This is a genomic window from Psychrobacter sp. Pi2-51 (genome assembly GCF_904846665.1).
Lineage (GTDB): Bacteria > Pseudomonadota > Gammaproteobacteria > Pseudomonadales > Moraxellaceae > Psychrobacter > Psychrobacter glaciei.
The window spans coordinates 60,284-72,210 of record NZ_CAJHBP010000010.1 but is presented as its reverse complement, the minus strand read 5'-3'; the positions used below and the strand labels follow the sequence as shown (position 1 = coordinate 72,210).

The window sequence follows — 11,927 nt, the reverse complement described above, 5'->3', positions numbered from 1 at the left end:
GAGCTTCAACGTAAAAGCCCCAAAGTTGTCAGCAACTTTGGGGCTTTTTTATGTTAGATACTGCTTGGAGCAAGCTATACATCAGTATGATCAGCGAGGTTGACGCTGTAGTGATTTTATAGTGGGCAGGCTATACCATATACCAATCATATTTAATGCAACACCTTTAATGTGCAGAAGATGCGTCTTTATCCTTACCGCGTATTTTGCCAATGATCGTAATAATCGCGACCATGACCACCCCTACTACTAAGCCAACTAGACCATTTAATAGCGTCGTTGTCACACTTTCAAACATTCCAGTCAAATGCGCCAAGTTTTCGACACCATGATGTAAAAAGTCGATACCGTGTACCAAAATACCGCCACCGACCAAGAACATAGCCAACGTCCCAGCGATAGATAAAAATTTCATCAGCTTAGGTGCCGCCGATACTAAAAATGCGCCCACCTTCTGCTTAATATTGCCCGATTGCTTCATCAGATGCAGACCAACATCATCCATTCTGACAATCCCAGCCACCAAGCCATACACCCCAACGGTAATCGCTATCGCAATAATGGAGAGTACCAAGCTTTTTTCTAGCAAGCTTGCCCCTGCGGCTGAGCCTAACGCAATGACAATAATCTCAGCAGACAGGATAAAATCCGTGCGGATAGCACCTTTGATTTTTCCTTTCTCAAAAGCGACTAAATCGACGGTTTCATCTGCATTGGCTTGCCGACGCGCATTTTGCTCCTCGTCGTGCGGTAAAATATGCGGCCAAAACTTATGGATGACTTTTTCAGCACCTTCATAAGCCAAGAATAGACCACCACACATGAGTAAAAACGTGACCAAAGGGGGATAGATAGTACTGATTAATAACGCCGCGGGTACTAGGATGAGCTTATTGATGAATGAGCCTTTGGCGACCGCCCAAACCACGGGGAGCTCGCGACTGGCTTTGACACCTGTTACTTGCTCAGCGTTAAGGGCTAAGTCATCACCTAGCACACCAGCGGTTTTTTTTGCGGCCACTTTGGTCATGACCGAAACGTCATCGAGTATTACACTGATATCATCGAGTAGAGTTAATAAACTTGCACCTGCCATACGCGTTCCTTAGCGTGAATTCGCTTAAATTAGTAAATGTTGCAAAATGACGTTAATATTGTCATAAAAGTGATTATAAGCAATAGATTACCTAGACATGAGGCGATATTAAATAGTACAAATGTATTTTATTTTGCAAGGTTTAGCCGCTATCGATGCATTGTATTTACGAGTGGCATAAAAAACAGCCTTTAGAGATTATTAAAAAAAATATGTTAATATAACCTATATTATTACTTATCCTTTATTATCAATACATGCTATAAAACCAGTCAACGTTGCCCTTCTTATCATGCGACTTACTCGTCATGATAAGAAGGGTCAGAGAATACAAAAAATCCTTTTATTATGAACCCTTGATTAGGCGTGACTGCCTAAAGGAAACACCCTATGTCCTTCTCTCCTTTTTCTAAAGCCATGCCAACTGCTGATAAATTTTCACGCAACCCTTTGTCTCGGGTCATCATGGGTGCCTTATTAGTCATCGTCGCAGCCGGCTGCTCAAACAATACCGCGGATGCCACCAATAGTAATGCCAGCGTGGTCAATAGTGCTCAAGCCAAAACGAGCAATACCCCAACCGCTACTGGCAATGATGCCGCTGTAGTCACAGCGCTTCAGGCCAACTTAAACGCTTCTGGCATTGAAGAAAAAATCGTCTCAGCTGTGCCGACAGATATGGATGGTATTTATTGGGTGACTGCTGAAGGACTGCCTGCTTTCTTTACTGATAAATCTGGTAAACACATTATTCAGGGTCAGATTATCGCTGTGGGTGACGCGGCTCCAGTTGATATCAGTGCGGCACTAGTCGCTAGTACCGCGCAAGAAGCGTTAAAAGCCGTCGATAAAAAAGAGATGGTGATTTATCCAGCAAAAGGCACGACCAAAGCCGTTGTTTATGCCTTTACCGATGCAGACTGTGGCTACTGTCGCAAACTACACTCAGAGATGGATGATATCAATGCGCGCGGTATCGAAGTGCGTTATTTGGCATGGCCACGCGGTCAAGAGTCAGTGCCAAAAATGGAAGCTATTTGGTGTAGTCAGGATCGCAAAGCTGCCATGAATCAGGCAAAAATGGGCGCCAATGTACAAGCGCCTAGCTGTGCCAACCCTGTACAAGCGCATATGGCTTTAGGGTCAAGGCTTGGGGTACGTGGTACACCTGCTATCTTTACTGAAGCAGGAGAGCAAGTGGGTGGTTATCTACCAGCCGCAGAATTGGCTCAAGCAGTCGGTGCTATTTAATCGATCGCCATATGATATCTTTCATATTGTTGACCCCAGCGACATTGAGTAGACGTCACAAGCGCTTGTCGGTATGATACGATAAAGCGCGATGCAATATTAGCAATCCCATTTTTATTTGAGCATTTTTTATTCAACTATAATGAAGCAGTTAAACCGGCAGCACTAAATAATGCGCACAGACTGTACGTTTAGTACCGCAGGCTCATTTGACATTGCCACAGCGTTATACTCGCGTCATTATATTTAACCTCTTGAGGATACTGTGAGTAATTCCATCAAACTAGCGATACTTGGTCTGGGCACCGTCGGAACAGGCGTGATCAATCTAATCAACGACAATTTAGATGAGCTAAAACGCCGTAGCGGACGCGACATTATAATCACCGAAGTGGGTACGCGTCGTCAGCGTGATGATATTGATTCAAATATCATGCAAAACAGTGACTTGATGGCAATTGCGGCAAGCGACAATGTCGATATCGTTATCGAAGTGATTGGTGGCACTACCCTAGCCAAAGACGTCATCATGCATGCTATCAAAAATGGCAAGCATGTCGTGACCGCAAACAAAGCATTATTGGCTGAGCATGGCAATGAGATCTTCGCTTTCGCTGAGGCCAACAACGTCCACGTCGCTTATGAAGCGGCGGTGGCAGGCGGTATTCCGATTATTAAGGTGATGCGTGAGGCGCTTGCTGCCAATAAAATTGATTGGCTCGCAGGTATCATCAACGGTACTGGTAACTTTATCATGACCGAAATGCGTGACAAAGGTCGCCCATTTGCTGATGTATTGAGCGAAGCGCAAGAGTTAGGTTATGCAGAGGCTGACCCTACTTTTGATGTTGAAGGTATTGATGCTGCTCATAAACTGGCGCTACTTGCCTCGATCGCCTTTGGCATTCCGCTACAGTTTGATAAAGTCTACTGTGAAGGTATCACTGGTATTACTCTGCAAGATGTCAACTATGCCGAAGAGCTTGGTTACCGTATCAAGCATTTAGGGTTTGCCGTACGCCGTGATGGTCAAGGCAATGCTGATGATGCTGGTATCGAGCTGCGCGTACACCCAACGCTGATTCCACAAGACGCATTACTTGCTAACGTCAATGGCGTAAAGAATGCGGTACTGGTCAACTCACACCCACTTGGACAGACGCTGTATTGCGGTGATGGTGCAGGCGCTGGTGCAACCGCTTCTGCGGTGATGGCTGACGTCATGGATTTGGTCCGTGTCCTAGGCAATACTGACTGTGACGAGCAAGGCAACAGCAATCAAAACAACCACGGCCACCATGTTCCGCATCTTGCGTTTATTCCTGAACAGCTGTCAGACACGCCGATATTACGTGCTGAGCAGATGATTACTGGCTACTATTTACGCGTCCATGCTTATGACAGTCCGGGCGTGTTAGCAGATATTACTCGCATTCTAAGCAATGCTGGTATCAACATTGACGCGATTTTGCAAAAGCCTGCTCATAAACTGGGTCAAGTACCTGTCATTATATTGACGCTGCCAGTGGTTGAGAGTCAAATGAATCTGGCCATCGAAAAAATCGAAAAGCTAGATACGATTACCGATAAAGTCGTTCGTATTCGTTTGGATGAGCTTGCTTAGGTCAGAAGTTTGGAACCGATGATTAATGGTTAATAATGGGTGCTTTCATAACTAGGATATGTCCTCATTTTGAATGCTAGATCTTTCAATTATTGAGGCCTCTGAATGCTTAGTACCTTAGAAGTATTGATATAGAGAACAATAACGATACTTCTAAGCATGGGCTATAACCTTGAATAAAATCTAGAAGTACTCATATTATTAATTAATCACAATAATTTTATTAAAATATTTTTGTCAAAACAAATGGAAAGGAAGAATAACAATGTCAAATGATGCAATTGTAATTTTAAACGGCGCACGTACCCCAATGGGTGGATTCCAAGGCGCTCTAAAAGACGTGAGTGCGACTGACTTAGGTGCAACAGCGATTAAAGCCGCTGTTGAGCGCTCTGGTGTTAGCCCGGATAATATTGATGAAGTAATTATGGGCTGTATCTTGACCGCTGGTTTGGGTCAAGGCCCTGCCCGTCAGGCCATGCGTAAAGCAGGTCTGTCTGATGCCACAGGTGCTGTCACCATCAATAAGCTTTGCGGCTCAGGTCTAAAAGCAGTCATGCAAGCGCATGATGGTATCAAAGCTGGTAGCTTCAATGTTGCAGTTGCTGGTGGCATGGAATCAATGACCAACGCACCCTACCTCATGCCAGGATCACGTGGCGGCTACCGTATGGGTCACAAAGAAGTCAAAGATCACATGTTCTTAGACGGTCTAGAAGACGCCGAAACTGGTAAGCTAATGGGTATGTTTGCTCAAGAAATGGCCATTGAAAAAGGCTATACCCGTGAGCAGATGGATGCGTTTGCTATCGAATCTCTAAATCGTGCCCTAACAGCTATCAAAGATGGTCACTTCTCAGATGAGATCACGCCTGTTACCTTTGAAACCCGCAAAGGCGAGCAAACGGTCGATACTGATGAGCAACCAGCACTTGCAAACGCTGATCGCATCCCGACCTTGCGTCCAGCATTTGCGAAAGACGGCACGATTACTGCCGCTAATGCCAGCTCAATCTCAGATGGTGCTGCGGCTGTCGTAGTCATGAAAGAGTCACAAGCGAAGGCCGAAGGTCTTGGTTATCAAGCGCGTATCGTGGCGACTGCTTCGAACTCACGCCATCCAAGTGAATTCACCATCGCACCGATCGGTGCAATCGAAAAAGTGTTGACGGGTGCTGGCTGGTCAGTGGCAGATGTCGACCTATGGGAAATCAACGAAGCATTTGCGATGGTCACTATGGCTGCTATGGACGAGCTAAAAATCGACCATGCTAAAGTAAACGTTGAAGGCGGCGCTTGTGCCCTTGGTCACCCAGTAGGTTGTTCAGGTGCGCGTATCCTAATAACGCTTATCAACTCTCTAAAACGTACTGGCGGTAAAAAAGGCGTTGCTACGCTATGTATCGGTGGCGGTGAAGCGGTAGCGGTTGCTATTGAATTGCCGTAAGCATCAACCGTACTGGAACGTCGTTTTTTAAATAGAACGCACGATCTGATCTTGTATGTATGTCTTACTCAAAAACCGCACTGCTAATTGCTTTGCGGTTTTTTTATGCATAAAACTTCTCAATATAGTCAGGTCAATATAAAAAAGAGACAGTGTGACGGATATAAATTTTTTGTCGCCTCTGCCTGCGTAGGCACAGCAAGCAAGAAAAATTTTTACCAGTCACGCATCATAATGTCGTGTATCCATTTTATTTAGTAGCGACTATAGATGAATAATGTTCTTTACAGTAAGAAATCCTTAACTCAAAAATATATATTTATCCTGTCTTTTACAGCCTATTACACGCGATTACTTCAAGCGCACACTTTGCTACCTTGCTCATGTATCTCATCTAAAATCATGATGTTATGATAATTACAAGTTGATGTAGAAGCTATTTAACAACGCTAGCTACAGTGCTTGATTTTAGGAAAGCAATAAAAGCTCCATAAAAATAATGATTGTTTTAAAAAATTTAGCTTTATGACAGAACCGTTAATCATTTACTCATATAAAAGGAAGATAATAATGAGCCAACTAATTCGTTTAAAAGATATTCAAGCTACCCACCGTGATCTTATTGGTGATGACTATTATGACCCAACAGGCAAAGTAGCTTATGGCGTCAATGAAGAAAAAATCGGTAAAATTGAAGGCGCTCTAGTAGAAGATACGACTGGTCGCATTCGTTATCTAATCGTCGATGCAGGTGGTTGGTTTAGCTCAAAAGAAGTATTAGTGCCAGCAGGTTTAGCACGTATCGTTGGTGATGACGTATTCTTTGATAGCTTAACGCAAGCGCAAGTAGAAGCAATGGACGTCTACGATCACGACTATCAGTATAGTTATAAAGAGCAATATGAAAAAGATCGTCAATCATTCGTTGCTGACAGCGTACCAACAGAAGAGCGTATGGAAATTGCTGAGCATAACTACGAAGCGCCAAACACGCTAGAGCTGCTAGAAGAGCGTCTGACTGTTAACAAAGACCGTATCGTCGCTGGTCTGGTAAAAGTTGGTAAGCATGTCGTTACTGAAGAACGCAACGTCGATGTCGAGTTAGAAGAAGAACACGCTAATATCGAACGTACCAATGTCGACCGCCCTACTGATCGTCATATCGGTGACGTGAACGGTAATGAAAGTATTGAAGTAGAGCTATCAGCAGAACGCGCTCGCGTCGGCAAAGAAACCTACGTTTCAGAAGAAGTGAACGTTGGTAAGACGACTGAACGTCATACTGAAACCATCGTTGATACCATTCAACGTGAAGAGTTAGACATTGATCGTGATGGTAATGTGGTTGACCGTGAAGGCAATATTGTCGACCGCGACGGTATCACCGCTGAAGACGTACGCCGCGCTCGTGGCATGTAATATGCTAAAAACAGTCGCTGATTGTTGCAAATTAGATAAGCAAATAAGCAGCAAGTGACTGTTATTAGGAGCTGAGTATTTAACTTAGCTTAGAAAGGCCAGAGCCCGTCTCTGGTCTTTTTTTATGCTGGAGGGTATTTTTTATAGTTTGGCATACCTAATAAGTTGGTACAAATTTTCTCGCTTGCTGTGTGCTTTGCATTCCAAAGACTTCGAAAGATTATCCCACCAGCACTGTTTTTTCAAGTGAGTCGACGATATGATGACGTTAACCGTCATTGGTAAAATTGATGTTCTATAATAAAAAATCTTCAACAATATATTTTTGGAATCTATTTACTAATAAAAAGGAAGACCAAAATGACAGCTAATAATGATAATGACCGTTTAAACAAATCAGTGAATACTGAGAAAACGCTAGCAACTGACACAAATATGCCTATTGCTGATCATGGTGTCGAGACTAAACAAAGTGGTGAAAACGAACTTACTGCGCCCAATCATGATAAAGATCCACTTACTGCTTTGAACCAGAGAGGAGATGGCGGACGTTTGGAATTATTAGAAGAACGCCCTGTCATCAACAAAGAACGCTTAGATGTAGGCAAGGTAACTGTCACTAAGCACTCTCGAACCAAGACGATTCAAGTGCCGATTGAGTTAATAGAAGAATATATTACCGTCCGTACTGAGTATCATGATGCCGAAAGTCAGGATTTACTGTCGGGTAATTACGATGATAAGGACATACTGCGCCATGTTGAGCCAGCACTTGATAGCAGAGCAGTTATCACTATCAATGATAAGCAGGTTGAAATCGGTGATGAGCCCGTAGAAATCATCTTGTCGCGTCAAGTGGCGACCATCACCAAAGATACCTATGTCATTCAAGAAGTCGACGTCAACAAAAGCACGCATACGCATACTGACCGTATTAAAGTCGAGCTCAAGCATGAAGAGCTAGAGGTAACAGAAGAAGGATTTTTGGAGCATGAGCGCACACCTATTCATAAAAAATAGATGGCCTTTGTGAATAACTCAAAAATCAGATATAAAAAAAGCAACGACAACGTTGCTTTTTTATTGCGTGTTTCACTACAGTCGATTCAATATCACTTGGATAAAGTATAGTTAAATAATAGCCCGCTAAACTGAGCGAGCCCAAAACCATAAATTATCTGTGTAAGATTGGCTGTATTAGGAAGTCTTCTTACATTCATAAGTGCTCACATTAGCGGCATCTGCACCTGCTGTTCGCATCACACCGGTTTCGCGCGCTTCATGTGCCACACGCCACTGAACAAAACCTGCTTCTCCATCCATACCAGTCGCGGCTTCAAATACTTCAGGATTGCTAGCATCATTGGTTTTCATCAAGGTTGCTGTTCCTTGAGCGGTAGCAAGGACCACTTGGTTATCAGCATCTTTATAAGTCGCTTCAACTTGTAGTTCAGGGGCACACAAATAATTTATTTGTGTCACACCACCATTCACTGAGGCAACCGTATCGTCTTCTACCTGACTGGCTGACGCATCTGTAGGGGCGACAATCACATTATTGGGCTCGGCAGGTTCAGCAGACATAGGCACAGATTGTTCAGCACTTATATCGTCTTCTAGGCTTTGCTCAGGCTCTTGCTTCTGTTGACAGGCACTAACGGTTAGCGCGCCAGCCAATAAAGCTGTCATCGCAACAGAGGTACGCAACTGTTTTAATCGTTCTAAACTCATAATACTCTCCCAAATAGATATGCTAAACACTATAGCGTGTCCATAAATTCACGCCTATGCTGAATTTGTAAGTAATCAATACAAGGTATTTGGAAATTCCATAAGAGCATGCTCTGATCATAAAAGTATAGTTTAGCCATAAAAAGACGCTCTAACGAATATAAGAAAGCCCCTATCTAAATTAGATAGGGGCTTTCTTACTGATTTATCAGTCTATAAACACGAGATTATGGCAACTAATGACTAGGGCGTGTCATCAATTAGCACATGAATAAATTTAGTGGCCTTAAAATGGCTAAATTTAGCCAAACATCGTCAGAAATCTTGTCAATATGTTCATATTTACGGCAATTTCTTCCTTGTTTGGCTGCAATTTTCCTCATTTTAAGTCTCACAATCTAAATGATGACACGCCCTAGATTTTGCCATGGCACTGTTTATACTTAAGTCCTGAACCACAAGGACAAGGTGCATTACGGCTGATGTTCATACCAGCGTAAGGGTTAGGCTCATTAGCATGACCACCATTACCAGCCACAGCAGCACTCATGCCAGCTGCCGCAACACCGCCACCAGTGCTGCGGTTCTGTGGTTGCGGTTGACCAGCTGGACTGTTCGAGCTACTATCCAAATTATCCACATCATCATGCTCGAATTGCATGCGCATATGCGCAGCATTCTCACGCTGCTGGATCTCTAATGCTTCTAACTCTTCTTTGGTTGGAATATGCACACGTGATAAATCTTGTACAGTTTCTGATTTAATCGCCCCTAGCATCATTTGGAACAACTCAAATGATTCACGCTTATATTCTTGCTCAGGGTTTTTTTGCGCATAACCACGCAGATGAATGCCTTTACGTAGCTGATCCATTTGCGTCAGATGTTCTTTCCAATGTTTATCTAGGCTCTGAAGCATAAAGTGACGCTCAAGCTGGGCAGCATCTTTTTCACCCATCTGCTCACGGCGACCATGATAATGATCCAGTGCTGTCTGAATGATTTTGGCGCGTAGCCCTTCTTCATCCAGGCGGCGATCTTCATCTAGCCAATCATTAATCGGCATTGATATCTTAAACTCATCTTCCAGCTCATCTTCAAGACTGTCAACATTCCATTGGTCATCGATAGAGCCTGGCGGGATAAATTGGCTAATCATGGCGTTATAGACTTCATGATGCATGATTTCAATGGCTTCTAACAAATCCATATCTGCTAACAAATCATCGCGCTGACCGTAGATGACTTTACGCTGCTCATTGGCAACATCATCATATTTGAGCAAGTTTTTACGCGCATCAAAATCGCGGCTTTCTACTTTGCCTTGGGCGTTTTCAATCGATTTTGAGACCATTTTATGCTCAATGGCTTCGTCTTCTTTGAGACCCATGGCACGCATCATATTCACGACACGATCGCCTGCGAAGATACGCATCAAGTCATCTTCGAGCGATAAAAAGAAACGTGACATACCAGGGTCACCTTGACGACCAGCACGACCACGTAGCTGATTATCAATACGGCGCGATTCATGACGCTCAGAACCAATGATATGCAAACCACCCGCGGCAACGACTTGGTCATGCCTAACTTGCCATTCCGCTTTGAGGCGCTTCATCTCTTCTGGACTGACAGAGTCAATGTCTTCGATAAACGATTGCCAGTTACCACCAAGAATAATATCTGTACCACGACCAGCCATGTTGGTGGCAATCGTGACAGATGTTGGGCTACCCGCTTGCGCGATAATTTCTGCTTCACGCTCATGCTGCTTGGCGTTTAGAACGTTGTGCTTGACGCCTTCTTCATCGAGCAAATAAGACAATTCTTCACTGGCTTCAATCGTCGCCGTACCCACCAAGACTGGCGCACCTTTGGCTTGAATCTCTTTGATTTCGCGGATGATGCCTTTGTATTTGCCTAACTTGGTTAAGAAAATTTGGTCATCCATATCGATACGCGCAATCGGCTCGTGCGTTGGGATAACGATGACATCTAAGTCATAGGTTGACTTAAATTCTGCGGCTTCAGTATCAGCCGTACCCGTCATACCAGATAATTTTTCATACAGACGGAAGTAGTTCTGGAATGTCGTTGTTGCCAGCGTTTGGTTTTCTGCTTGAATTTCAGCATTTTCCTTGGCTTCTACCGCTTGATGCAGACCTTCTGACCAGCGACGACCGGGCATGGTACGACCGGTGTTTTCATCAACGATGACCACTTCGCCTTCATCGACAATGTAATGAACGTTTTTGACAAACACATGATGAGCACGAATGGCAGCTTGTACGTGAGCCAACAATGGCAACCGGCTTGGGCTATATAAACTTTCGTTTTCGCCAAGCTCGCCCACTTCAATTAAGAAGCGCTCAATTTTTTCATAGCCTTTTTCGCTAATCTCAATCTGACGGTTCTTTTCATCAATCCAAAAATCTTCTTCTTCGTTGTTCTTGTTGGCTTCTTCGTCCTTTGAACGGATTAGCACAGGAATAATGGTGTTAATCAACGCGTACATACGTGAAGAATCTTCGGCTTGACCCGAGATAATCAGCGGCGTACGAGCTTCATCAATTAAGATAGAGTCAATTTCATCAATAATACAGAAGTTTAATGAGCGCTGCTTTTTCTCGCCTAAACTAAACACCATATTATCGCGTAGATAATCAAAGCCGTATTCGTTATTGGTACCGTAAGTGATATCGGCTTGGTAAGCATCAATCTTTTCTTGTGGTGGTTGCTGCGAATAAATGACCCCAACCGTCATGCCCAAAAAGCTAAATAATGGACGGTTCAATTCAGCATCACGCGCTGCCAAATAATCGTTGACCGTGACCAGATGCACACCTTTACCGCTGATGCCATTTAGATACATGGCTAAGGTACCCATTAAGGTTTTACCCTCACCGGTTTTCATCTCAGCGATTTTGCCTTCGTGCAAAGTGATACCACCGATCAGCTGCACATCGTAGTGGCGCATGCCATTGACCCGTAGTGACGCTTCACGGCAGACGGCAAACGCTTCTGGTAACAATGCATCTAAGCTCTCACCTTTTTGATGGCGGGCTTTAAACTCTTCGGTTTTTTGCTGTAATTGCTCATCAGACAGGGCTTGTATTTCAGCTTCTCGTGCGTTGATCTTGCTGACCACTTTGCGCATGCGCTTTAGTTCGCGGTCATTTTTGGTGCCAACGACACTGCCTATAATCTTTGATAACATAATTTTTTGACCTATGGAAATATTCGATAATTAGTGCGCATTAGCTAAGGTTTAGTGTGCTGCCTTGTCATCCTTGTCATCACCCGACTAAGTAACGCTTAACAAAGCACTGATTAACAAAGCACTCATGAATAAGATACTG

At 43.8% G+C, this 11,927-nt stretch carries 8 protein-coding genes; 5 read left to right on the top strand and 3 right to left on the bottom strand.

The features are described from left to right. Positions 1–166: 166 nt before the first annotated feature. Positions 167–1,096 carry a DUF808 domain-containing protein gene (locus tag JMY08_RS07465; protein ID WP_201592642.1) on the bottom strand — a complete coding sequence of 310 codons (930 nt, stop codon included), beginning with the start codon at positions 1,094–1,096 and terminating at the stop codon, positions 167–169. Positions 1,097–1,486: 390 nt separating this feature from the next. Between JMY08_RS07465 and JMY08_RS07460 the strand changes: the two genes are divergently transcribed. From JMY08_RS07460 to JMY08_RS07440, 5 genes are all read left to right on the top strand, one after another. Next, positions 1,487–2,347, top strand: a complete 861-nt coding sequence (locus JMY08_RS07460; RefSeq protein WP_201592640.1) for a DsbC family protein — start codon at positions 1,487–1,489, stop codon at positions 2,345–2,347. A 265-nt stretch (positions 2,348–2,612) separates the two neighbouring features. Beyond that, a complete protein-coding gene (locus tag JMY08_RS07455) occupies positions 2,613–3,971 on the top strand; it encodes a homoserine dehydrogenase (RefSeq protein WP_201592638.1) in 1,359 nt (452 codons plus the stop codon). A gap of 265 nt (positions 3,972–4,236) precedes the next feature. After that, positions 4,237–5,418, top strand: coding sequence for a thiolase family protein (locus JMY08_RS07450; RefSeq protein WP_201592636.1), 1,182 nt, complete (start codon positions 4,237–4,239; stop codon positions 5,416–5,418). Positions 5,419–5,988: 570 nt separating this feature from the next. Continuing rightward, positions 5,989–6,837 carry a DUF2382 domain-containing protein gene (locus JMY08_RS07445; protein WP_189582981.1) on the top strand — a complete coding sequence of 283 codons (849 nt, stop codon included), beginning with the start codon at positions 5,989–5,991 and terminating at the stop codon, positions 6,835–6,837. 360 nt (positions 6,838–7,197) lie between these two features. After that, the gene (locus JMY08_RS07440) at positions 7,198–7,857 is read left to right on the top strand and encodes a YsnF/AvaK domain-containing protein (RefSeq protein WP_201592634.1); all 660 of its coding nucleotides are present in this window, start codon (positions 7,198–7,200) and stop codon (positions 7,855–7,857) included. A gap of 177 nt (positions 7,858–8,034) precedes the next feature. Here JMY08_RS07440 and JMY08_RS07435 read toward each other — a convergent pair whose 3' ends face one another. Together JMY08_RS07435 and secA are read right to left on the bottom strand one after the other, a co-directional pair. Further along, positions 8,035–8,568, bottom strand: coding sequence for a hypothetical protein (locus tag JMY08_RS07435; RefSeq protein ID WP_201592632.1), 534 nt, complete (start codon positions 8,566–8,568; stop codon positions 8,035–8,037). Between the two features lie 415 nt (positions 8,569–8,983). Then, positions 8,984–11,785: a preprotein translocase subunit SecA gene (gene secA, locus JMY08_RS07430; RefSeq protein ID WP_201592630.1), complete on the bottom strand. Its 2,802-nt coding sequence runs from the start codon at positions 11,783–11,785 to the stop codon at positions 8,984–8,986. Positions 11,786–11,927: the final 142 nt, after the last annotated feature.